The sequence below is a fragment of the Micromonospora solifontis genome (assembly GCF_003725545.1).
GTDB lineage: Bacteria > Actinomycetota > Actinomycetes > Mycobacteriales > Micromonosporaceae > Micromonospora > Micromonospora solifontis.
Map to the genome: position 1 here is coordinate 1 of NZ_RJLN01000067.1, position 20655 is coordinate 20655.

19 protein-coding genes and 3 tRNA genes are annotated in these 20655 nt (G+C 71.9%); 12 read left to right on the top strand and 10 right to left on the bottom strand.

Translation table 11 applies throughout. The features are described from left to right. The 4 genes from EFE23_RS20500 to EFE23_RS20515 all read right to left on the bottom strand — a co-directional run. Positions 1 to 1065: hypothetical protein (locus EFE23_RS20500; RefSeq protein ID WP_373684030.1), on the bottom strand; the 1065-nt coding region annotated here is incomplete at its 3' end. Further along, on the bottom strand, positions 1062 to 1778 hold the full coding sequence (locus tag EFE23_RS20505; protein WP_123242565.1) for a DsbA family protein: 717 nt from the start codon (positions 1776 to 1778) through the stop codon (positions 1062 to 1064). The genes EFE23_RS20505 and EFE23_RS20500, both read right to left, overlap by 4 nt. After that, the gene (locus tag EFE23_RS20510) at positions 1771 to 2325 is read right to left on the bottom strand and encodes a MauE/DoxX family redox-associated membrane protein (protein WP_123242566.1); all 555 of its coding nucleotides are present in this window, start codon (positions 2323 to 2325) and stop codon (positions 1771 to 1773) included. The genes EFE23_RS20505 and EFE23_RS20510 overlap by 8 nt, the downstream gene beginning before the upstream one ends. After that, entirely contained in the window at positions 2295 to 2915 is a 621-nt protein-coding gene (locus tag EFE23_RS20515) for a sigma-70 family RNA polymerase sigma factor (protein ID WP_123242567.1), read from the bottom strand. The genes EFE23_RS20510 and EFE23_RS20515 overlap by 31 nt, the downstream gene beginning before the upstream one ends. Before the next feature lie 215 nt (positions 2916 to 3130). Between EFE23_RS20515 and EFE23_RS20520 the strand changes: the two genes are divergently transcribed. The 3 genes from EFE23_RS20520 to EFE23_RS29785 all read left to right on the top strand — a co-directional run bounded on the left by EFE23_RS20520 (position 3131) and on the right by EFE23_RS29785 (position 6720). Beyond that, positions 3131 to 4873 (top strand): copper resistance CopC/CopD family protein, encoded by a 1743-nt coding sequence (locus EFE23_RS20520; protein ID WP_123242587.1) that lies wholly within the window; start codon positions 3131 to 3133, stop codon positions 4871 to 4873. Positions 4874 to 4891: 18 nt separating this feature from the next. Beyond that, complete coding sequence (locus tag EFE23_RS20525; protein WP_123242568.1) at positions 4892 to 5620, top strand: YcnI family copper-binding membrane protein; 729 nt, start codon at positions 4892 to 4894, stop codon at positions 5618 to 5620. A gap of 140 nt (positions 5621 to 5760) precedes the next feature. Beyond that, a complete protein-coding gene (locus EFE23_RS29785) occupies positions 5761 to 6720 on the top strand; it encodes a hypothetical protein (RefSeq protein WP_373684031.1) in 960 nt (319 codons plus the stop codon). Positions 6721 to 6874: 154 nt separating this feature from the next. Here the strand turns inward: EFE23_RS29785 and EFE23_RS20535 are convergent, their stop codons facing one another. Continuing rightward, positions 6875 to 8134 (bottom strand): glycosyltransferase family 87 protein, encoded by a 1260-nt coding sequence (locus EFE23_RS20535; RefSeq protein WP_123242569.1) that lies wholly within the window; start codon positions 8132 to 8134, stop codon positions 6875 to 6877. A 74-nt stretch (positions 8135 to 8208) separates the two neighbouring features. Here EFE23_RS20535 and orn point away from each other — a divergent pair, with 74 nt between their 5' ends. Continuing rightward, positions 8209 to 8799, top strand: a complete 591-nt coding sequence (gene orn, locus EFE23_RS20540; RefSeq protein WP_123242570.1) for an oligoribonuclease — start codon at positions 8209 to 8211, stop codon at positions 8797 to 8799. 103 nt (positions 8800 to 8902) lie between these two features. After that, positions 8903 to 8978: transfer RNA gene (locus EFE23_RS20545), tRNA-His, on the top strand. A gap of 101 nt (positions 8979 to 9079) precedes the next feature. On the opposite strand, the gene EFE23_RS20550 is transcribed toward EFE23_RS20545, so the two are convergent. Both EFE23_RS20550 and EFE23_RS20555 read right to left on the bottom strand, forming a co-directional pair. Further along, positions 9080 to 10366 carry a L,D-transpeptidase gene (locus EFE23_RS20550; RefSeq protein WP_123242571.1) on the bottom strand — a complete coding sequence of 429 codons (1287 nt, stop codon included), beginning with the start codon at positions 10364 to 10366 and terminating at the stop codon, positions 9080 to 9082. Positions 10367 to 10568: 202 nt separating this feature from the next. Next, positions 10569 to 11837 (bottom strand): L,D-transpeptidase, encoded by a 1269-nt coding sequence (locus EFE23_RS20555; RefSeq protein WP_123242572.1) that lies wholly within the window; start codon positions 11835 to 11837, stop codon positions 10569 to 10571. A gap of 177 nt (positions 11838 to 12014) precedes the next feature. Between EFE23_RS20555 and EFE23_RS20560 the strand changes: the two genes are divergently transcribed. The 3 genes from EFE23_RS20560 (at position 12015) to EFE23_RS20570 (ending at position 13290) form a co-directional block, all read left to right on the top strand. Continuing rightward, positions 12015 to 12087 (top strand) — tRNA-Lys (locus EFE23_RS20560). Between the two features lie 88 nt (positions 12088 to 12175). Next, complete coding sequence (locus tag EFE23_RS20565) at positions 12176 to 13150, top strand: NADPH:quinone reductase (protein WP_123242573.1); 975 nt, start codon at positions 12176 to 12178, stop codon at positions 13148 to 13150. A 64-nt stretch (positions 13151 to 13214) separates the two neighbouring features. Further along, positions 13215 to 13290: transfer RNA gene (locus EFE23_RS20570), tRNA-Lys, on the top strand. A gap of 202 nt (positions 13291 to 13492) precedes the next feature. On the opposite strand, the gene EFE23_RS20575 is transcribed toward EFE23_RS20570, so the two are convergent. Next, positions 13493 to 14374: a hypothetical protein gene (locus tag EFE23_RS20575; protein WP_233601081.1), complete on the bottom strand. Its 882-nt coding sequence runs from the start codon at positions 14372 to 14374 to the stop codon at positions 13493 to 13495. Positions 14375 to 14817: 443 nt separating this feature from the next. Here EFE23_RS20575 and EFE23_RS20580 point away from each other — a divergent pair, with 443 nt between their 5' ends. The 4 genes from EFE23_RS20580 (at position 14818) to EFE23_RS20595 (ending at position 18851) form a co-directional block, all read left to right on the top strand. Then, the gene (locus EFE23_RS20580; RefSeq protein WP_309226265.1) at positions 14818 to 16176 is read left to right on the top strand and encodes an NsdA family TPR-like regulatory protein; all 1359 of its coding nucleotides are present in this window, start codon (positions 14818 to 14820) and stop codon (positions 16174 to 16176) included. 7 nt (positions 16177 to 16183) lie between these two features. Further along, the gene (locus EFE23_RS20585) at positions 16184 to 17068 is read left to right on the top strand and encodes a phosphotransferase (protein WP_123242576.1); all 885 of its coding nucleotides are present in this window, start codon (positions 16184 to 16186) and stop codon (positions 17066 to 17068) included. A gap of 448 nt (positions 17069 to 17516) precedes the next feature. Then, positions 17517 to 17678 (top strand): multiple cyclophane-containing RiPP AmcA, encoded by a 162-nt coding sequence (gene amcA, locus EFE23_RS29460; RefSeq protein WP_305034576.1) that lies wholly within the window; start codon positions 17517 to 17519, stop codon positions 17676 to 17678. 510 nt (positions 17679 to 18188) lie between these two features. Then, positions 18189 to 18851, top strand: coding sequence for a pentapeptide repeat-containing protein (locus EFE23_RS20595; RefSeq protein WP_123242578.1), 663 nt, complete (start codon positions 18189 to 18191; stop codon positions 18849 to 18851). A gap of 74 nt (positions 18852 to 18925) precedes the next feature. Here the strand turns inward: EFE23_RS20595 and EFE23_RS20600 are convergent, their stop codons facing one another. Together EFE23_RS20600 and EFE23_RS20605 are read right to left on the bottom strand one after the other, a co-directional pair. Beyond that, positions 18926 to 19708 (bottom strand): helix-turn-helix transcriptional regulator, encoded by a 783-nt coding sequence (locus EFE23_RS20600; protein WP_123242579.1) that lies wholly within the window; start codon positions 19706 to 19708, stop codon positions 18926 to 18928. 22 nt (positions 19709 to 19730) lie between these two features. Further along, on the bottom strand, positions 19731 to 20609 hold the full coding sequence (locus tag EFE23_RS20605; protein ID WP_123242580.1) for an alpha/beta fold hydrolase: 879 nt from the start codon (positions 20607 to 20609) through the stop codon (positions 19731 to 19733). Between the last annotated feature and the right edge of the window lie 46 nt (positions 20610 to 20655).

Genomic DNA, 20655 nt, shown 5'->3' on the forward strand with positions numbered 1-20655 from the left:
GGGGCGGGCCGCCCGGGCGGCGGTGCGCAGGCGGAGGAGGCCGGCGGCCACCGCGCCCGAGCCGGTGGCCAGGACCAGGGTGACCAGGATCCGGGCGAGATCGGCCGGCCAGGGGGCCGGCACCACCGAGCGGGACAGCACGGCCAGGTTCGCCGCGCCGGCGAAGAGCGCCAGGCAGGCCCCGGCCAGGGCCAACGCGAAGTCGGCTGCCGGGCGCCGGGCCAGGGCGTACCCGCCGGCCGCGAGCGCGCCGAGTCCGGTGAGCAGCGCCCAGGTCTGGGCGGTGAGCAGCCCGAGCAGCACCCCGCCCACGCCGTCGGTGCCGGCGTCCAGCGCCCGGCCGACGGTGGCCGCCACGGCGGCCAGCCCGCCGAGGGCGAGCAGGGCGCCGACCCCGCGCAGCGCCCGGACCCCGGCGGCGGTGCCGGCGGGCGCGAGCCCGGCGGCGCCGATGAGCAGGAAACCGAGCGTCCCGGCGACCCACCAGGGGTACGGATCCGGCGGCGGCACCCAGTCCAGGGTGCCGCGCACCTCGATCGTCCGGTCGCCGTCGCGCAGCGGCACCACCCAGTCCCGGACCCGCTGCTCGCGGGTCGGGTCGGCGGTCACCGGGGCCGGCGGGTCGGACTCCAGCCAGCGGGTCCGCTGGTCGTGCCAGCGGGCCGACCGGTCGTCGGAGACCTTCCGCCAGACCGGGGCGGCGGCCGGGTCGGCCTCGGGCGGGAGCTGGGTGTCCCCGGCGAGGGTGCGGTTGAGGTACGTGGCGGGGGAGCGGGTGTTCTCGTACACCCCGCCCGGGCCGATCCGCAGGTACGCCTCGCCGGAGTAGCCGAGCACCTCGACGTCCCGCCCGGTGGTGTTGGTGACCTCCAGCCGGGCGCCCGCCTCGACGATCCGCGCGGTGAGCCCGCGGGGGGCAGGGCTGAGCGCGGTCACCTCGACCCGGTAGTCGGTGCCGTCGGGTGCGTCCGCGCCGTGCGCGGCGGCCGGGCCGGCGAGGGCGAGCAGGGCGGCGAGCGCGGCGGTGACCACCAGCCCCGCCCGCCGCAGCGGTACGCGGATCACTTGCCGGCCGCCTCCACCGCCGCCTTGATCCCGTCCGGGGTCTTGTCCTGGATTTCCTGGCCGTTGACCTTGACGGTCGGGGTGCCGGTCACGCCGGCCTTGCTGGCGTCGTCGGTCACGTGCTCGGTCCACGACTTGTACGTGCCGTCGTTGACGCAGGAGGCGAAGTCGTCCTTGTTCAGCCCGACCCCCGCGCCGATGTCGATCAGCTCGGCGTCGCTCAGGCCGGCGCTGTTCTCCGGCGGCTGCTTGGCGAAGAGCTGGTCGGTGAACTCGGTGAACTTGCCGCCCTTCGCGGCGCAGCCGGCGGCGGCGGCGGAGCGGGTCGAGTATTCCGTGGTGGAGAAGCGGTTGAGGAAGACGACCGGGTGGAAGACCACCTTCGCCTTGCCCTCGCTGACCAGCTGCTTGAGGGTCTCGCCGCTGACCTGCTGGAACTGCTTGCAGACCGGGCACTGGTAGTCCTCGTACAGGTCGATGGTGACCGGTCCGTCGCCCTCGACGATGCCCGTGCCGTCGGCGTTCGCGCCGGGCGGGGTGGTGAAGCTGGTCGACTTCTGGCTGGAGTAGACGGCCCAGCCGATGCCGCCGGCGATGACCAGCACGAGCACGGCGGCGATGGTGGTCCAGAGGGTGCGCTTGCGCCGCTTCTCCCGGGCGATCTGCTCCCGGACCACCCGGGCCGCGTTTTTCTGCCCCTTGCGACTACTCATCGTCACCCTCCACAGGTGGTTCGCCCGCCAGCCAGCCGTCCACCGAGAACGGGGTGCGGGGCCAGATCAGCAGGAACCCGGCCAGCACCAGGAATCCCAGGTCCCGGAGGATCTCCGGGAGGTAGCTCGGGGCCTGGCCGGCGGCGAGCTGCCCGCCGCTGCCGAAGCACCCGCAGTCGATCGCCAGGCCACGGGACCAGGCGGAGGCGATGCCGGTGATGAAGATCACCAGAAGGGCCGTGGAGATGCCGGCGGCGAGCCGGGTGGCCAGCCCGACGAGCAGGAGCACGCCGAGCGCCAGCTCCACGAAGGGCAGCGCGGCGCCGATCACGGCGGCGACGTCGTACGGCATCACCTGGTAGGCGTTGACCGCCCGGCCGGAGGCGCCCAGGTCACCGACCTTGGCCCCGCCGGCGATCAACCAGACGGCGGCCAGCCCGAGCCGGGCGGCGGTGCCGAGCCAGGGACGCAGGACGGGCCACCGGGCGGCGGGACTGCGAGATGCGCTCACGGTGGTTAGTCGTTCGGGAGCCGCGGACGGTTCCATGGTCCTCCGGCCAGCGCGTCGCCGACGGCGTCGACCAGGTCGCCCCGGGCGCGCGCCACCCGGGAGCGGATGGTGCCCACCGGCACCCCCTCCACCTCGGCGGCCTCGGCGTACGACAGGCCGAGCAGTTGGGTGAGCACGAACGCGCCGCGCCGCTCGCTGGGGAGCCGACGGACCAGGTCCGTGGCGCCGAGCTGGCCGGCCGGGTCGGGGTACGGCCGCTCGGTGGCCGCGTGCGCGGCGAGCCGCTCGTCGAGCCGCCGCCGGCGGACCACGGTGCGCAGGTGGTCGGCGCAGGCCCGGCGGGCGATGCCGAGCAGCCAGGTCCGCGCGCTGGCGCGCCCCTCGAAGCCGGGCAGCGCCCGGAACGCCCGCAGGTAGGTCTCCTGGGTGAGATCGTCGGCGCTGTCCGGGTCGACCAGGGCGGCGGTGAAGCGCCACACCTCGGCCTGGGTGGACCGGACGAAGGCGGCCTGCGCGGCCCGGTCGCCGGTGCCGGCGGCCAGCGCCCACTCCGTGACCCGGTCCCGCGCAGCGTCACGCGCCGCCTGGGGGCGGTGGGCGGCGGTGTCGCGCGGGCCGGGGATCACGACACCCGAGGTTACGCGGCGGATCTGGCCGGGACAGGGTCCTTGGACCCATTCCGTGGCCCGTCCCACGCCGGGAACTTTTCCCGCCCCGCCGCCGACTACCCGCTCGTGACGTGCGACGAGACACAGGTGGCGCGCCCCGCGCCGGCGCTCGCCCGCCGGGCGCGGGTGAGGCGCGTTCGCCGATCGACGCGCGGTCGGGAAGCATGACGTTCATGTCTGCTGCCGTACGCCGCCGGCCTCGGGCCGCCGCCGAGAGCCGCCGGGCCGCCCGGCCGGCCGCCGCCGATCGCCGCCGGACCGATCGGCTGGGCACCGCCGATAGCCGCTGGGCCGCCCGGCTGGGCGCCGCCGGCCTGCTGGTCGCCCTCGTCGCCCTGCTGCTCGCCCCGGCCACCCCGGCCAGCGCCCACGCGGTGCTGGTGAGCACCAGCCCGACCGCGTCGTCGGTGGTGCCCAGCGGCCCGTCCGAGGTGGTGCTGACCTTCAGCGAGGGGGTCCGCAAGGTGCCCGGCAAGATCCGGGTGATCGCGCCGGACGGCTCCCGGGCCGACCGGGGGGAGCCGACGTTCAAGGGCGCGGTGGTGACCATCCCCGTGGACGCCTCGGCGCGCGGCACCTACCTGGTCAGCTACCGGGTGATCTCCGCCGACAGCCACCCGGTCCCCGGCGCGTTCACCTTCTCGGTGGGCGCCCCGTCGGCCCCGCCGACCGACTCCGGCACGGACAACCGCGCCAACCCTGTGGTGGAGGACGCGGTCAAGGTGGCCAAGTACCTCGGCTACGCCGGACTGCTGCTGCTGGTCGGCCCGGCGCTGGTGCTGGCCGCGCTCTGGCCGCGCCGGCTGTCCCGCCGCGGGCCGGCCCGGCTGGCCTGGTCGGGGCTGGGCCTGCTGGTCCTCGCCACCCTCGCCGACCTGTGGTTGCAGGTGCCGTACACCAACGGCGGCGGGCTGTTCGACGTGACCGGCTCCGGCCTCGGCGACGTGCTCGGCAGCGCGTACGGGACCGCGCACCTGGTCCGGTTGGGCCTGCTCGCGGCCGCGGCGTTCCTGCTCCGGCCGCTGTTCGTCGGTCCGATCGGCCGCACCGACGGGATCATCCTGGCCATCCTCGGCGGCGCCGCCCTGTTCACCTGGCCCCTCGCCGGTCACCCGGCGGCCTCGCCCGCGCCGGCGGTCTCCGTGGTGGTGGACGCGGTGCACCTGGGCAGCATGGCGGTCTGGTTGGGGGGCCTGGTGATGCTCGCGGTCTTCCTGCTGCGCCGGGCCGACGAGCGGGAGCTGGACGCGATCCTGCCGATCTGGTCCCGCTGGGCGGCCCTGGCGGTGGCGGCGCTGCTGCTTGCCGGCACCGTGCAGGCGCTGATCGAGGTGGCCACTCCGAAGGCGCTGGTCGACACCACGTACGGGCGGCTCCTGCTCGCCAAGATCGTGCTGTTCGCGCTGGTGATCGCGGTGGCCGCGTACTCCCGGTCGCTGGTGCGGCGGCGGACCGCCGCCGGCCGGCCGGGCACGATGCGCCGGGCGGTGCTGGTGGAGCTGCTGATCACCGCGGTGGTGCTCGGCGTCTCGGCGACCCTGGTGCAGACCACCCCGGCCCGCACCGCCGCCACCGACGTGGCCGGTACGCCCACCGGCTACTTCTCCGCGACGCTCACCAGCCCGCTCTACTCGCTCCAGGTGGAGCTGGACCCGGCCGAGCGCGGCAACAACTCGGTGCACCTCTACGCGTACACGAAGGACAACCGGCCCCAGCCGGTCAAGGAGTGGAAGGCGACGGCGGCGCTGCCGTCGGCCGGGATCGAGCCGATCGAGATCCCGCTGCTGCCGCTGACCGACAACCATGCCACCGGGGAGATCAACCTCCCGGCGGCGGGCCGGTGGCAGCTGCGTTTCACCGTCCGCACGACCGACATCGACCAGGCCACGGTGACCGCCACCGTGCCGATCAAGTAACGGAAGGTTCTCCGACCCATGATCCGTATCCGGCGTTCCGCAACCGCCGCCGCGCTCGCCCTCGCCGCCGTCGCCACCGCGGTGCTCGGCCTCGCCGGGCCCGCCTCGGCGCACGTCACGGTCAACCCGAAGGAGGCCACCCAGGGCGGCTACGGCCGCTTCGCCTTCCGGGTGCCGAACGAGAGCGACACGGCGGCGACCACCAAGGTCGAGGTGGTGCTGCCGGAGAACGCGGCGGTCGGCTCGGTCTCCACCATGCCGGTGGCCGGGTGGACGGTGACGGTGCAGAAGCGCAAGGTCGACCCGCCGGTCGAGGTGCACGGCAGCCAGCTCACTGAGGCGGTGTCCAAGCTGACCTGGACCGCGGCCACCGGCGGCGGCGTCAAGCCGGGGGAGTTCCAGGAGTTCCCGGTGTCGATGGGCCCGCTGCCACAGGTCGACAAGATGGTGTTCAAGGTGCTCCAGACCTACTCGGACGGCAACGTGTCCCGCTGGATCGAGGAGCCGACGCCGGGCCAGGAGGAGCCGGAGCACCCGGCCCCGGTGCTCACGCTGACCGCCGCGTCGGCATCCGCGTCGCCGGCCGCCGGCGCGCCGGCCGCCGCGTCCGGCGGGGACGACGACGCCGACTCGGGCACGACCGCGACCGTGCTCGGTGTGGCCGGTCTGGTGGCGGGCCTGGCCGGCCTGGTCCTCGGCGGGCTGGCCTTCCTGCGTACCCGGCGGGAGCCGGCGGCGAAGTCCTGAGCCCGGTCACCGGCCGCCGGCCCGTCGGATCCTCCGGCGGGCCGGCGGGCTTTGGGGGGCTTGCCGGGGATATCCGGCGATTGCACGGTTGGCGTCGGTAAGGTCGGCCGGGTAGTTGGCTACCGAGGGGGACGACGCGAATGCGTTTCGTGCGGACGATCGCCGGCATGCTGCTGTTGACCGTGGGGATCCCGACGCTCCTGGCGGGCGCCGGCCTCTGGGTCGCCGCCGGGCACGCCGACCCGGAGGGCGGGTTCGGCGCCCGGTTCGAGCCGGTCCGCACCACGGGACACGCCGTGGTGGTCACCGACGTGGACCGGTTGCTCCGCACGGAGGCGCCGTTCGCCCGCGCCGGCCAGGCGCGGCTGCGGCTGACCGCCCGGACCGCCGACGGTCCGGCCTTCCTCGGCCTGGCCCCGACCGACCAGGTCGGACAATGGCTGGCCGCCGTCCCGCACGCCACCGTCGATCGCGTCGCGCTGACCCGCGGCCCGCTGCCGGTACGTCTGGAGCCGGCCGGCCCGATCACCGCCGGCGCCGCCACCGCCGTCCCGCTCGACCAGGACTTCTGGGTACGCGAGGGAGTCGGCGCGCTCGAGTGGAGCCCGGCGGAGTTGGCCGGGCGCTCGCTGAGCCTGGTGGTGATGCGCCCGGACGGGCGGGCCGACCTGACGCTGGAGCTGCGCGCCGAGGTGCGCGCCGGCTGGTTCCCGGGGGTGGCCTGGGCGCTGCTGGCCGGCGGGGCGCTGCTGCTGGTCCTGGCCGTGGTGCTGCTGCTGCGGCCGATCCGGCCGCGGGAGGTGGTCTTCGTCGTCGAGCCGGACCAGGTCCCGGTGCTGGCCGGGCGGCTCGGGGTCAGCTCGCTCAGTGGGCTGGGGTCCCCGCCGGAGCGTCCAGACCTGCCCGAGCGGCAACTGGTCGCGGTCGGGTCGGGGCATGCCGAGCGGCCCCGGGTGGCGATCGGCCCGGTGCCCAGCCGCCGCCCCGAGACCCTGGCGGACCTGCCCGACGACCCGGCCTGGCCCTGGCCCCCGGCGACCACGCCGGAAACCCCCCGTCCGTCGCCGGTGGACGGTCCGGCGCACCGGGCCGACGGCTGACCTCCCGCGTAACGGCAGGTGGCCCTCCGCGCTGCCGACGCGGAGGGCCACCATCACCGGGGGATCGGTGCTACCTGGGAGAAACTTGAGGTAGTTGAGACCAGATTAGCGCCGAAGGCCGTTGATCGCGACGTCTGTCCATTTGGTGCAACTTTCAGGGTTGTTTGGTGGGGCGTGCCGTCCGGGCCGACCGGTACGGCAAGGCCGCCAGCAGCAGCAGGCTCAGCAGCACGTACGCGTTGCGGGCGACGAACTCGCCGAGACTGTCGGTACGCGACGGCGCGACCCCCCAGTCCAGAAAGGTCACCACCCCGTAGATGCTCACGAAGCCGGCGCCGGCCGCGAGGGTGAGCAGCCAGCGGCGCCGGGGGGCGCCCTCCGCCTTGTCGGGGTCGGCGTCCAGCGCGCTGTCGACCAGCACCACCACCGCCGGGATGAACCAGTACAGGTGGTGGGTCCAGGTGATCGGGCTGACCAGGCCGCCGACCAGGCCGGTCAGCGTGATGCCCGCGAGGGCGTCCCCGGCCCGCGCCGCGCGGGCCGCCCGCCACAGCCCGTACCCGGTGACCGCCAGGACCAGCAGCAGCCAGGGCAGCTGGCTGGGCTTCTCCGGGGCGGTGAGCCGGCTGAGCAGACCGAACAGCGACTGGTTGCCGGTGTAGTCGGTCCGTCCCACCCGGTCGGTCGCCCACAGCTCGTGGGTCCAGAACCGCCACGAGTCGCGCGGCGCGACCGCCGCCGCGAGCAGGGTGGCCACCGTCGCGGTGGCCGAGGCGACCACGGCGGCCCGCCAGCGCCGGGTGGCCAGCAGGTACAGGATGAAGATGCCGGGGAAGAGCTTCAGCGCCGTCGCCAGCCCCACGCCCACGCCGGCCCAGCGCCGCCCACCGGGTACGGCGAACAGCAGGTCGGTCAGGATCAGCACCACCAGCAGCATGTTGATCTGACCGAAGGTGATGGTCTCCCGGGTGCTCTCCACCGCGAAGACCAGCAGCACCGCGACGGTGAGCGTGAAGAGCCGGGGCAGGTCGTGCCGCTCGACCACCGGCGTCACCAGCCACCGCGTCGTCACCACCACGCCGAGCAGGGTCAGCCCGGTGAAGATCACCACGGTGGCGCCCAGCGGCAGCAGCGCGAACGGCCGCAGCAGCAGCGCCGCGAAGGGCGGGTAGGTGAAGTAGAGCGCCCCCTGCACCCGGTCGGGCTGCACGTAGTCGTAGAGCGGGTGGCCGGCCGCCCACCAGTCCATCGCCCGCATGTAGATCTTCAGGTCGAAGAAGTTGTGCACCCGGCCCGGCCAGTAGAGCGCCGGCAGCACCGCCGCGATCGCCACCACCGTGACGAGCCGACGCGCCGTCCGCCCGCCCGGATCGTCCTCGGTGATGGCGGGCGGCGCGACGGGTTCGGCTGGCACGGGGAAACCCTAGCCGCCCACGTCGCCGACGGTGCTCCAGGCGCGGGCGGGTCGGCGACGCGTAGTCTGGTCCGGTGGCTGATCTTCTCGTCTGGATCGACTGTGAGATGACCGGGTTGGACCTCGGACGCGACGCGCTGATCGAGGTCGCCGCGCTCGTCACCGACCCCGACCTGAACGTGCTGGGCGAGGGCGTCGACGTGGTGATCCACGCCGACGAGGCGGCGCTGGACGGCATGCCGGAGATCGTCCGCACGATGCACGGCAAGTCCGGGCTGACCGAGGAGGTGCGGCGCTCGACGGTCACCCTCGCCGAGGCCGAGGACCTGGTGCTGGAGTACGTGGCCAGCCACGTCAAGGACCCGCGTACCGCGCCGCTCTGCGGCAACTCGATCGCCACCGACCGGGGCTTCATCGCCCGCGACATGCCCCGCCTCGACGCGCACCTGCACTACCGGATGATCGACGTCTCCTCGATCAAGGAACTCTGCCGGCGGTGGTACCCGCGGGTGTACTTCGGGCAGCCGCAGAAGGGCCTGGCCCACCGGGCCCTGGCCGACATCCGGGAGAGCATCCGGGAGCTGGAGTACTACCGGCGGACGATCTTCGTCCCGCTGCCCGGCCCGGACGTGGACAGCGCCAAGGCGATCGCCGCCCAGCTCTGAGCCGCGCCCGGGGGGTCGGGCCGGAACCCGCTGGACGGGGCCGGCACGGGTGTGGCTATTATTAGTCCGCACCCCGGCCGGGTCTACCGGCGCGGAGAGCGTGGTGGCTGTAGCTCAGTTGGCAGAGCACCGGGTTGTGGTCCCGGTTGTCGTGGGTTCAATTCCCATCAGTCACCCCAGTCACGAAAGCCCCTCCTTCGGGAGGGGCTTTCGGCGTTTCCGGTGACGGCGATGGGTCGGCCCCCTCCGGGGAGGGGGCCGCCACGACGGGTACGAGGGGTCAGGGCGTGGGCTCGGTGCTCGGCTCCGCGCTCGCCTCGTCGTCGGCCTGCTGCGGCTCGTACGGCAGGGCGCTGCCCTTGACGTACTCGTCCCAGCTCATGTTCCAGTCGGTCCAGCCGTTGCCGTTCTGCAGCTTGCGCTCGGTGCCCTTGACGGTGATCGGGTCGCCGATCCGGGTGTTGGCGAACAGCCAGGCGCCGTCCTTCATCGAGACGTTCACGCAGCCGTGCGAGACGTTGACCTTGCCCTGCACGCCCTCGGACCAGGGCGCCGCGTGGATGAACTCGCCACCCCAGGTGAGCCGCTGGGCGTAGTCGATGTCGGTGCGGTAGCCGTCCTCCGGGCCCAACTCCTCCCGGGTGTCGAAGACCGTCTTGCGGAGCTTCTCGATCACCACCATGGTGCCGCTGGACGAGGGGGTGGTCTTCTTGCCGAGGCTCACCAGGATCTTCTTGATGACCTGGCCGTCCTTGGTCACCGTCATGGTCTTGGTGCGGTTCTCCACCGTCATCACGAACGACGGGCCGATCTTGATGTCCACGGTGAGGTCGGAGCGGCCGTACCAGCCGTCGCCCACCGGCAGCCCGCCCGCCTGCACCCGGTACGTCACGGTGCTGTTGGCCTGCCAGAACTCCTTCGGCCGGTAGCGCACCTCGGTCGGGCTCACCCAGTGCCAGATGCCCTCCTGGGCCGGTTTCGCGGTGACCGTCATCCGGCGCTGCACGTCGTCCCGGTAGTCCTCCGGGATCGCCCGGCTGAACCGCACGATCAGCGGCATGCCCACGCCGACCAGCTGGTTGTCGCCCAGGAAGCTGCTGATCCGTACCTGCTTGGTGGGCTTGGCCATGGTGGTGAAGGTGCTGGTCGCCGTCGCCGGCTTGCCGTCGTCGCCGGTCGCGGTCACCGTCGCGGTGTACGTCTCGCCGTACTCCAGGGCGCCGTCGGGGAGCCAGGTCTTGCCGTCGGCCTGGAGTTCGCCCTCGACGGTCTTGCCGGCGGAGTCCTTGAGCTCGACTGCGGTCTCCTTCGCCTCCTCCGTGGTGAAGGAGATGGTGGTGGACGCCGGCACGTCCTTGGCGTCGGCCTTGGGCTCGGTGATGGTCGCGGTCGCCTTCGGGCCGCTGTCCCCGCCGCCCTGCCAGCTCGGCCCCTTGTCCCCGCCGCCGCTGGTGCAGGCGGAGGTCAGGGCCAGCGCGGCGGCGAGCACGGCGGCCGCGAACGCGCGGCGGCGCCCGCCGCCCCGGGCGGTGCCCGGCCGGATCAGCTCGTCCTGGCTAGCTCGCATGATTCCCTCACAGTCGTGGTCCCCGGTCCCATCGTCCCCTACAGACGCACCGGTACGGATACCCGTTGCCGGGAGTGAACCGAAACACCCCGCCCGCGATGTAACGATTCTGGTGCGGTGCCACGCTTTACCGAGCAGGGCTCGTCTTCGCGTCGACCGGTGGCGGTGACCCGAATCACCCTGGGCGCAGATCCGGCCGGCCTCAGAAGGCCGACGGCTCGCCACCCTCCGGCACCGGCAGGGCACTGCCCGCGACGAACTCGGGCCAGCTCAAGCTCCAGGCCGTCCAGCCGTTCCCCGGCTCCAGCGTCCGCTCGGTGCCCCGGACGGTGATCGGATCACCGATCAGGGTCCGGCTGAAGAGCCACCTCGCGTTGGTGGTGGAGACGTTCACGCAGCCGTGCGAGACGTTCCGGTGCCCCTGGGCGGCGACCGACCAGGGAGCCGCGTGGATGTACTCGCCGCCCCAGGTCAGCCGCTGGGCGAAGTCGATCTCCGTGACGTACCGGTTCGCCGGGTCCGGATCGTCCCGGGTGTCGAAGACCGTCGACTCCTTCTTCTCCATCACCACCATGGTGCCGCTGGAGGAGGGGGTGCTCTTCTTGCCGAGGCTGACCGGCATGGTGCGGACCAGGGCGCCGTTCTCGTACACGGTCATCTTCTTGGTCGCGTTGTCGACCTTCATCTCGAACGCCCGGCCGATCTTCGCGGTCGCGCTCCGGTCGACGTTGCCGTAGCGGCCGTGGCTCAGCGGCACGCCGGCCAGGGCCAGCCGCACCGTGAGGGTGGTGCCGGGCTTCCAGTACTCCGGCGCGCGGTAGTAGGCCTGGGTGCCGTTGGGGAGCCAGTGCCAGGCGCCCGGCTGCGGCGGGTCCGTGCGGACGAACATCCGCCGCTGCACGGCGGCCCGGTCCTTCTTCGGGATGCCCGGCGAGAACTCGGCCACCACCGGCATCCCCACGCCGTAGGTCCGGTCGCTGAACAGGTAGAGGCCCGAGCCGATCATCGACCTCGGCTTGGCCATCGTGGTGAAGGTGCTGGTGCCCTGGTGGATCCGGCCGTCCGGGCCGGTCCCCGTGACGGTGGCGGTGTAGCGGGTGCCGTACCGCAGCGGGGCCGACGGCACCCAGGACGAGCCGTCCCGGCGCAGCAGCCCCGGTACCGGCCTGCCGTTCGCGGTCGTCAGGACGACCTTCGAGACGGTTCCCCCTTCGGGGATCTTCGCGCTGATCTCGGTGCTGACCGGGCGACGGGTCGCGCCGTCGGCCGGGATCACCGCCAGTGGGGCCGGGGGCCCCTGCGCCGGGCCGGCCGACCCGGACGGCGACGCGGTGGCCGTCGACTCTCCCTGCTGGCCGCCGCCAGCGACCACCGGCTTCTCCCGGTCGTCGCCGCCGCACCCGGCCAGTGCCAGCGACGCCGTAAGGACCAGGGCGCCCACCATCGCCCCGACCGGCGCGAACCTGCCCATCCCCACCCCTGTTCTCGCGTGCCTGGCGGACATGGTGCCGCATCACCGCCGTCGGGTCCGGCCCTCGCTGGGGAATTTGATGCTGTTTGTCCGGTAAGCTCGACCGAAGAGGGGAGCCCGGGATCTGATTGGAAGCCGGGTCCGGCACCGTGCTAATGTTCTCCCCGTTGCCAACGAGCGCCGCTAGCTCAACTGGCAGAGCAGCGGACTCTTAATCCGCGGGTTCGGGGTTCGAGTCCCTGGCGGCGCACGGGTCATCAAGGCTCTGGTCCGGTTCCACCGGGCCAGAGCCTTTTCCATTCGCCGTCGGGCGTCGGGCCGGCCGCCAGAATTGGGGCATGCGAGCCGCCTACATCGAGCGTCCCGGACCGGCGGGCGACATCCGCCACGGCGAGCTGCCGGCACCTCGGCCAGGGCCCACCGACGTCCTGGTCGACGTCCTCGCCACCACGGTCAACCACGTCGACACCTTCGTCCGCTCCGGGGCGTTCCCAACGCCGCTGCCCCTGCCGTTCGTGGTGGGCCGGGACCTGGTCGGCCGGGTCGCCGCGGCCGGTCCCGGCGCCCCCGGGTTCGCGGTCGGTGACCTGGTCTGGTGCAACAGTCTCGGGTACGACGGCCGGCAGGGCAGCGCCGCGGAGCAGGCGGTGGTGCCCGTCGACCGGCTCTACCGGCTGCCGGGCGGGGTCGACCCGGGCGTCGCGGTGACCATGGTCCACCCGGCCGCGACGGCCTACCTGGCCCTCTTCGTGCACGGGCGGCTGCGCCCCGGGCAGACCGTGGTGGTTGCCGGCGGGGCGGGCAACGTCGGTGCCGCGCTCGTGACGCTCGCCGCCACCGCCGGTGCCCGGGTGGTGGCCACCGCCTCGGCCCGGGACGCCGGTCACTGCCGCCGGATCGGCGCCGCCGAGGTGCTCGACTACCGGGATCCCGACCTGACGGACCGCCTCCGGTCGGCCTGCCCCGACGGAATCGACCTCCACCTCGACACCTCCGGGCGCAACGAGCTCGAACCGCTTGTCGACCTGCTCGCGCTACGCGGGCGGATCGTGCTGCTGGCCGGGGCCCGCTCCCGGCCGGTGCTGCCCGCGGGAGCCCTCTACATGCACGACCGCGGCATCGTCGGCTTCGTCATCTCCCACGCCACCACCGCCGAACTGGCCGAGGCGGCGGGCGCGGTGAACCGCCTGCTCGCCGCCGGTCGGCTCGCCCCGCGCGAGGTGGTGCCGATGCCGCTGTCGGCGCTCGCCGAGGCGCACCAGATGATCGAGCGGGGGGAACTGCGCGGCCGACGGGTGGTCATCACCCCGTGACGGCAGCCGCCCTCCCGCCGGCCCCCGTCACCCCCGTGTTAATGTCTCTCCCCGTTGCCAGCGAGCGCCGCTAGCTCAACTGGCAGAGCAGCGGACTCTTAATCCGCGGGTTCGGGGTTCGAGTCCCTGGCGGCGCACCAACGATCAAGGCCCTGACCTGGTGGTTCACACCGGGCCAGGGCCTTTTTCGCGTACGCCGAGAGTGGGTGGTGGCTCGGTGGGTGCTTGGGAGCCGTTGGACCGGGCCGGTGTTGCCCGGACTGAACGCGGGTCTCGTGTACGTCCGGCGCGCACCGCTGGTTCTTTTCCGGGCTTGATGGGACCGGGCGTGTCCGGGGCGCGTCAGGCCAGGGCTTCCGGGGCGCGCCGCCGCCACCACGCGCTGAAGAGGGTGACCACGTGCGTCTTGATCTCGTCCGTGATGATCTCGTGCCCGTCGCGCATGAGCGGCCGGACGGCGTGCTTGTAGACCTCTGGGTGGTGTTCGACCGAGGGACAGGTGAAGATGGCCAGCATCCTCAGGACGCGCAGGGTGTCTGTTCCGAGGAGGGGAAAGTGAGCCTCCAGCAGCCTCGCCAGGGCTGACCACACCTTGTCCACGACAAGGCGGATGACGGCGTCGGTCACCAGCCGGGGCAGCCCCGAATCGAACCGCCGCGACAACGCGTCGGTGATGAACTGCTTGGCGGTATCCGTCAGCAGTTCGACGGTCTTGTTGATCTTCTCGATCAACTGGATCAGGGCCACCAGCAGGCCGCACCATGTGTGATCAGCCAGGCGCTTCTTGACCTCCCTGGCGTCAGCCTTATTCCGGACGAGGCTGTCTATGCCGGCTGAGATCTCGTCCCACGGGTTCTCCATGACTTGGTGGGCAAGGGTGTCCATCCGGCCAAGGTCTGATGACATCGATGTTGGCTCAACATCGCGCGGCAGTCGGCCGTTGATTCTGGTTCGGCCGTCAGCGGCCCACAGGTAGTCGGTGATGTCCAGGCGTGCGAGGTCAAAGTAGATTTCCCGGTTGTGGGCGTTGAACTTCTGGCGTCCGGATCGTCCGTCTTCCTCCACCTTCTTTTTGAGTTCACGCCGCCGGTCGTCGCGCTTCTCTGGCCGGTCGGCGGCCAGAGATGTCCATCCTTGCCAGCCGTGTTGGGAGCCCCCGCAGCCGGAGCATGTGCAGCCCGGCCTCTGGGCGTTTGCGCAGTTGGCTCTGTGGGTGTTGGTCATCATCCGCAAGTCGCCGCCCGGTCGTTTGCGCTCAATGTGACTAGCCAGTGACTCTATGTCAGGCAACGATGGATGCCAATGGATGTGTGACTGGGCCGGGGCAGCTCGACTCGGGGCCTCCACCTTCTGCGGGCGTTCTGCCTGGTGGGAGCCTATAGATCTGCTTCATCTGCTGGGCTGCGACGGATTATTGATAGACGGCTCTTCCCTCATCTGCATCACTCGCTTCCGTCCCAGACCGGCGACCAAGGCTCGGGCTGGACAGGTCATGGCGCTCCGGAGCCTGCGCTGATCCCAGGAGGGGACACGCTGAGGGCTCATCGTGGGTCTTCCGGATGCCACCCCGAGCGTCGACTCTGGTTGGGCTGTCGACTCGACCGTCATTGACTTGATGTGTTGGCGCGGATGCGTTGTGCTGTCAGGTGGTCGTCGTCCGATCGGAGGTGATCGTGGCCGCGCAGGTGGATCCCGAGTGGTGGAGTTCGGGGCTGTGGAACGGCCGACCGATCAGCGAGTTTCTTCAGCGGCGCGACATCACTGCGGTCTTCCGCTTCCTTCACGCCCGAGGCGTGTCCTACGGCAGGATCGCCGCTCTCGTAGGCCTCTCGCCTCACCGCGCTACGGAGATCGCCAAAGGCGTCCGGCAGGTCACGGCGTACGAGGTGCTGGAACGGATCGCCGTGGGTCTTCACATTCCGCGTCCGGTCATGGGGCTCGGCCGCGCCGAGGACAGCACTATGCCGCGTGACGTCAGCATCGAGACCGTGGCCGGTGAAGCGGATCGATCGCCTGCCCGTATGGGGAGCAACGAGGCCGGAGGTCTGGTCAGACTCCGTCTGGGACTGGACGAGGCTCTGGCGGCGTCGAGTGTCGCCCCTCGGCAGCTTGAGCTGATCGAGCAAAGCGCTGGCGAGCACCTGCGGGTATATCCCTCGGCTTCGCCACAGACGATGCTGGCGCTGCTGGCCGCCGACTGCCGAGAGGTGCAGATGCTGTCGCTTCGGCGCCAGCCGGCGGCGGTCCAGGCCCGGCTGTCCGGGGTGGCGGCGCTGCTGGCGACGATGTGCGCTGACGCGTTGATGAGGCTTGGGGATGTTGCCGAGGCTCGACGGTGGTACGGCACAGCGATCCACGCGGCGGACGACAGCGGGGAGGCTCGGTTCAGGGTGCTCGTGCGTGCCCAGGCGGCGATGCTGCCGTACTACTTCGGGGATCCCGCCCAGACCGTCGCTCTGGCTGATGCGGCTCTGGCGGTCACCCCGGCCGCATCGTCGTCGGGTGCCCTGGCGGCTGCGGGCAGGGCGCGTGCCCTGGCCAGAATCGGTGCCACCGAGCAGGCGCGGTCGGCCGTCGATCAGGCACGCCGGCTGTTCGATCAGGCTGGCGACGAGGACACCGACGTGGCGTTCAGGTTCCCGGCGAAGCGGCTGCTGTTCTACCTCTCCGGTGCGTACACCAGGCTCGGTGACACGGTGGAGGCGTACCGGGTCCAGGACGAGGCGTTGCGGCTCTACGGCACGGCTCCGGCCGTGCCGATCGATGCGGCGCTCATTGCCCTGGACCGGTCGATGTGCCTCGCGCGGGATCGGCGGGTGACCGAGGCACTGGTAACCGCGCGTGACGCCGTCGCGGACCTGCCCGAGACGCAGCGGACGGAGATCATCCTGACCCGGGCCAGCGACGTGACCACGGCGATTCCTGGAGAGAGCCAGCGGGGTGAGGTCGCCACCTTGACGGACTACCTACGGGCCTGCCGCGAGCGCGCCCGTAGGCTTGGGACCACAGCCGCACTCGGTCCCTAGGAGCCCCATGTTCGTCGAGGCGCGCACTCGGCCGGTGCTCGCCGAGGTATGTCGTCTCCTCGGCTACCCCGACTCGGACGCGGCTCTGCTGCGGCACCACACCAACGCCGTCTACGCCGTCGGGGACGTCGTCATCAAGATCGCCCCTGGCGACCAGGACCTGAACCGGGTGCGCGCGATGGTGGCCGTGGTCGACTGGCTGGTGGACCGAGAGTTCCCCACGGTCGGCCTTCACCCGGGCCTGTCCCAGCCGTTGGAGGTGGGCGGGCACGCCGTCACTGTCTGGCAGCGTCTGGACCCCGCACACGACCATCCCATCACCGTCTCCGAACTCGGAAGCCTTCTCCGGGATCTGCATTCCCTGCCTGTTCCGCAGCTGCCATTGCCCGTGCTGCGGCCGATCCATGGCATCGAGCTATCCGTGGCCCGTTCGGAGATCCTGAACGGCAAGGAACAGGATCTGCTGCTGGGCCGGCTCGAGACGCTGGCCGCCGGCTGGGAGGCGATGCGGTTTCCCCGTGGCACGAGCCTGATCCAGTCAGATCCGCAGATTCGCAACGCGCTCCGGCGTTTCGACGGCACGCCCGTACTCGCCGACTGGGACGGCGCCGCCCTTGGGCCCCGCGAGTGGGACATCGCCACGGTCGCTGTCCACTGCCGCCGGTTCGATCCGCCCGGCTCCGATGCCTTCGCCGGCTTCACCGCCGCCTACGGCTGGGATGCCACCTGCTGGCCGGGGTTCGAGGAGCTGTGCCAGCTTCGCGAGCTGCAGATGATCGCTACCAACGCCCGAAAGTCCCGCCCCGGGACCGAGGCCGCCGACGAGGTGCACCACCGGATTGCAGGACTTGTCCACGGCGGGCCGGAACTCCGCCGCTGGCACATCCTCTGAAATGAGTCTCGTAGGGACGGCGTAGTACCGCCTGTCCTCCTCGCATCGGTCGGGGCCGACCACAGTGAGGCCCACCGTGGCCCACCACGCTGGGTCTGTCTCGGGCCCGTGCCGCCCGCGATCGTGGACGTCAGGAACACGTCGGCGGAACGGTCCAGGACGATCCTGATCCCATGGCGCCGGCGGGTCAGCGGCAATGTCACGCCAGGGAGAACCAGATGGACGTGTCGATCGGCGACAGGTCGGAATGCGACCCGACGCACCGGCAAGTGCTCGCGCCGGGCACTCCGTCGACCGTACGGGTGACTCCCCGTTCGCGTACCGCCAGCGAGGCTGTGTGGGCGGGTGACCGGCGGTTTGCTCCCAGCCGCTGGCCGACGATGGTGGGCTTGCCGGCGCGCCGGCAAGCCCACCGCACTCAGGCCGCGGACCCGAACTGGGGCCGGCCATGACCGTCTACCTCTCGCGCAACGCGACGATAGGCGACCCGCCAAGAGGTCGCCCGGCAGCGGCTCAAGCGTTGCGACCGGCGTCGGTCGATCCGCCTCTGCTGATGTACGTCTGGCAGATCGTTTTCGAGCGGCAGACGCGGGAGCGTGAGGCTCGATGAGCAGCGACCGGGGCTTCTACGCGAAGATCGGGACGCCTGCGCCCCTGGCGCATCTACGGTTGCGTCCGCTGGCGCTGCCGTGGTGGTCGGTATGACGGCCCCTAACGAGCACTCCCTGCCGCACGTGCCGATGCGGCCACTGTGGCTGTGCCGACGGTGCGGCCAGCCGTGGCCCTGCGGCGCGGCGAAGGTCGCCCTTCTGACGGAGTACAGGGACAGCCTGCTCAGTCTCTTCCTCTATCTGGCCAGCTGCCTGCATGACGACCGACGTGGGGCTCACGTTGCTGAGCACGCTGAACGCCAACCCCGGCCTGCCTCTTTCGGGTGCCCGGGTCTTGGACATCGGGTGCGGCTCCGGCCTGTACACGGTGGCCCCCGCCCCACCTGGGCCAACAAGGGTAAGTTCGACAGCCGACCCGGCTGGGACAACTGGAACAAGAAGAAATAGCCACTACCACGGGGACGCGCGGGGTGGCGTGCCCACCCCGCGCCCACACAGGTTGAGGACACATGCGCACCACCACGATCGGCGACGTGAAAATCCTGCTCCCGGACCTCGAACCGGACGACCTCGACACCACGACGGACTTGGCCGACAGCCTCACCGAGGTCCTGGTTGAGGGCGCAGCGTGGCACGGCTCGCACCTTGCGGACGTCAGTATCCGCAGCAGCCTGATCACCGGCGTGGACCTGAGCGAGAGCACCTGGGAAGACGGCAGCCTCTACGGCTGCGAGATCACCCGCACCGACTTCTCCGGCGCGAACCTGACCGGCATCGCCATCGAACGGTGCGCGATCACCGGCTCCCGGTTCACCGGCACCAGACTCACCGACATACGCGTCAAGGACGTCCTGTTCGACGGCTGCCGCTTCGACTACGCGACCCTACAACGCGTCACCGCCGCCGGCTCGGTCGCCTTCACCGACTGCACTCTCACCAACGGCGCGTGGTCTTCCTGCCGGCTACCGCGCATCGCGCTGCGGTCGTGTGACCTCGCCGGCCTGGAAATGGACTCCTGCCACCTCGACGGCAGCGACCTGCGGGGCAGCCGGCTCAACGGCCTCAAGACGCCGCTGGACAACCTGCGCGGCGTCACCCTCGGCGAAGACCAACTTCCTGACCTCACCCAGCTGACCGTCGCCGCCCTCGCCCTCACCGTCTGCAACAACTGAAGACGAGGAGGGGACGCGACGACGACCTGCTTCGGAGCGTTCCGCCCCCATAAAGGATGGCCAGCGCCGCCGGTTCACCCGGCGGCGTACCGGGCGGGGGTGACGCCCAGGTAGCGGCGAAAGTGCCGGGTCAGGTGCGGCTGGTCGTAGAAGCCGGTCGCGGCGGCGACCTGGCCCGCCGGTACGCCCCGCAACAGCAGCCGACGAGCCGCGTCGATGCGCCGCCCGGTCAGGTACGCGTGCGGCGCCAGCCCGTACGCGCCGGTGAACGACCGCACCAGGTGCGCCGGGCTGGCGTCCAGCTCCCGGGCGGCCAGTTCCAGCGTCAGCCCGTCCACCGTCCGCTCGTCCAGCAGGCGGCGCAGCCGGCGGGCCAGCGCCGGTTCGGGCCGGGCGGTCGGCGTCGGGCGGAGGTGTTGGGCGAGCCCTTCGCGAATGAGCGCGAACCGGCTCTGCGCGGCGAACTCCTCACCGGGCTGAACCAGCGCCTGGTGCAGCCGGTGTACCCGCTGCCGCAGCGCCGGCTCGGTCAGGTTGGGGGCGTCCACGGCGGCGCCGATGAGGCCGGTGTCGAGGGTTGCCGGCTCGAGGTAGAGCACCCGTTTGCGGAAGCCGGCCGGGGTCGCCGCCCGCCCGTCGTGCGCCACGTCCGGCGGCAGCAGCGTCACCTGGGAACGCAGCACGCCGTGGTGGGTACGGTTCAGGTCGTACTCGATCACGCCATCGTCCACGATGAGCAGCGTCCAGCAGTCGTGGGTGTGCATCGGGTACGTGTGCCCGGTGTACCGGGCGTGCAGCACCTCGACGATGCCTGCCACGGCCGGTCGCCACGCCGTCACCCGCTGACCCGCGTCCACGACACGAACGTACAAGAGTCGTCTACCGCCGTGCCGCCGGTTCGTGCCCCGGCCGGCAGTGCGGCGACGCCCCGCGCGCCTGATCGGCGTCGCGGCCGGTCGGTGCCGTCACGCCGGCCGGCCCGGCCTGGGCCAGGAAGCTCAGCACGCGCGGCCCCGCGATCTCCCGGAACTCGTCGAAGTAGGCGTGGCGGGCGCCGGGAATCAGCAGGAGCGTCGCGTCGGGAATGCGCTCCATCAGCAGGTGGGCGTTCGCCACGGGGTTCAGCCGGTCGTCGGTTCCGTGGATGACCAGCGTCGGGGCGGTGATCCTCGGCAGCGAATCCCACGCGTCGTGCTGCCCGCTGGCTGCCAGGTGACGCGCCCGGGCGAACGGCGGCATCGCCGGATCACCCAGCGTCGTGACCGGACCGGGCTGCGCCGCCAACCAGCCGGGCGTGTACATCAGGTCGAGGAGCGCCGAGCGCACGGCGGCGGGCTGGTCCACGGCGAGGGCCCGGCGGACGCTCTGGTCGCGCTCGACCGACCGTGGCCCGCCCGGCGAGGTGCAGCCGAGGACGAGCGCGCGGACCCGGTGCGGGTGGTCGATGGCCAGCCACTGAGCGACCCGTCCGCCCATCGAGGTGCCGTACACGTCGGCGCGGTCGACACCCAGTTCGTCGAGCACCGCCCGGACATCGTCGGCGAAGCCTCGGGTGCTGTACGGGACGTCCGGCGTATCGCTTTCTCCGGTGCCCCGGAAGTCGACCGCGATCGTGGTGTACGAGGCGTCGAAGTCCCCTCGTACGCGGTCCCACCAGTGGTGGTTGTTCGCCTGGCCAGCGAGAAGAACGAGCGGCGGGCCCGCTCCCCGGAGGTCGAAAGCGATCCGCGTCCCGTCCGCGGCCGACGCGTGGGGCATCCGGGAGCACTCCCTTCGATGAACTCGATGCGCGGTGGCGCGCAGC

Excerpts from the sequence above, each read along its gene's own strand:
- EFE23_RS20575 (WP_233601081.1), bottom strand. The coding sequence starts at position 14,374 with ATGACCAACACCCACAGAGCCAACTGCGCAAACGCCCAGAGGCCGGGC.
- EFE23_RS20550 (WP_123242571.1), bottom strand. The coding sequence starts at position 10,366 with ATGCGAGCTAGCCAGGACGAGCTGATCCGGCCGGGCACCGCCCGGGGC.
- amcA (WP_305034576.1), top strand. The coding sequence starts at position 17,517 with ATGACCGTCTACCTCTCGCGCAACGCGACGATAGGCGACCCGCCAAGA.
- EFE23_RS20555 (WP_123242572.1), bottom strand. The coding sequence starts at position 11,837 with ATGGGCAGGTTCGCGCCGGTCGGGGCGATGGTGGGCGCCCTGGTCCTT.
- EFE23_RS20605 (WP_123242580.1), bottom strand. The coding sequence starts at position 20,609 with ATGCCCCACGCGTCGGCCGCGGACGGGACGCGGATCGCTTTCGACCTC.
- EFE23_RS20525 (WP_123242568.1), top strand. The coding sequence starts at position 4,892 with ATGATCCGTATCCGGCGTTCCGCAACCGCCGCCGCGCTCGCCCTCGCC.
- EFE23_RS20565 (WP_123242573.1), top strand. The coding sequence starts at position 12,176 with ATGCGAGCCGCCTACATCGAGCGTCCCGGACCGGCGGGCGACATCCGC.
- EFE23_RS20520 (WP_123242587.1), top strand. The coding sequence starts at position 3,131 with ATGTCTGCTGCCGTACGCCGCCGGCCTCGGGCCGCCGCCGAGAGCCGC.
- EFE23_RS29785 (WP_373684031.1), top strand. The coding sequence starts at position 5,761 with ATGCGTTTCGTGCGGACGATCGCCGGCATGCTGCTGTTGACCGTGGGG.
- EFE23_RS20505 (WP_123242565.1), bottom strand. The coding sequence starts at position 1,778 with ATGAGTAGTCGCAAGGGGCAGAAAAACGCGGCCCGGGTGGTCCGGGAG.
- EFE23_RS20595 (WP_123242578.1), top strand. The coding sequence starts at position 18,189 with ATGCGCACCACCACGATCGGCGACGTGAAAATCCTGCTCCCGGACCTC.
- EFE23_RS20585 (WP_123242576.1), top strand. The coding sequence starts at position 16,184 with ATGTTCGTCGAGGCGCGCACTCGGCCGGTGCTCGCCGAGGTATGTCGT.
- EFE23_RS20510 (WP_123242566.1), bottom strand. The coding sequence starts at position 2,325 with ATGGAACCGTCCGCGGCTCCCGAACGACTAACCACCGTGAGCGCATCT.